Below are 727 nucleotides of genomic sequence, written 5' to 3'. Positions count from 1 at the left end.
TACAAATTAATCTATCGAAATTGAGCCGTTCATGATGAATTTTTGACCTCCATCCTGTTTTGTAACTAAAATCGAATGTTCCAGATTATTTTTTACGTGGTTTTCTTCGGAATTGTTGACTTGTTTATTTACTTCAAACTTCAAAAATCTGCTCAGTTTCAATCCGAATATGTTGTATATCTACTCATAATAGCCGTGACAGTTGCACATATGGGTATTTGGAGAAATGGAATTTTGATGAGCTCTGAGGATTTCTTTCATCTTGGATTTTTTAGTATTGCATTGGTTATCCTACACTATGGTACAAATCTGCAATTAAGCTTAACCAGAAAAAGACAGGGATTGAAAATCGAGCAAAGGAATCAACTACCAGTAGCTTTATTCAGAATTTTTGACTTGATGCGTCAAAAATTGATTTACCTGGGGATAGGTCTTTATCAATTTTTGGCCATCTGTGATGAGAGTTTGCGGTAATGGCTAGATGCGCAGCACTTTGTCATACGGCGCTATGCACATCTAGTGCGGTCAACGTCCAATCGATCCGATGGCCTCAGACCACTAATTAGTTGGCGCGCGTCTCACATTCGAGGGTATTCTGAGAATATATAAATCCTTTGCCGCAATCTGTTTTTGAAAGCATTCAAGTGTCAGGTTATGTTATTGCATGCGTATTCCAATCAATAATCGCACCTACTTAAGACGAGGGAATATTGACATCGGCGTGGGC

General features: G+C 38.4%; 1 protein-coding gene. It reads left to right on the top strand.

All coding sequences use genetic code 11. The features are described from left to right. Window positions 1–75 precede the first annotated feature (75 nt). Window positions 76–474, top strand: coding sequence for a hypothetical protein (locus tag LZD49_RS35410; protein WP_234673391.1), 399 nt, complete (start codon window positions 76–78; stop codon window positions 472–474). Window positions 475–727 lie beyond the last annotated feature (253 nt).

Origin of the sequence: Dyadobacter sp. CY261, assembly GCF_021440085.1 — a bacterium.
Taxonomy (GTDB): Bacteria; Bacteroidota; Bacteroidia; order Cytophagales; family Spirosomataceae; genus Dyadobacter.
This window is presented reverse-complemented; position numbering and strand designations above follow the sequence as displayed.

What these genes read in the sequence shown, in the direction of transcription:
- LZD49_RS35410 (WP_234673391.1), top strand. Translation starts at nt 76, where the DNA reads ATGTTCCAGATTATTTTTTACGTGGTTTTCTTCGGAATTGTTGACTTG.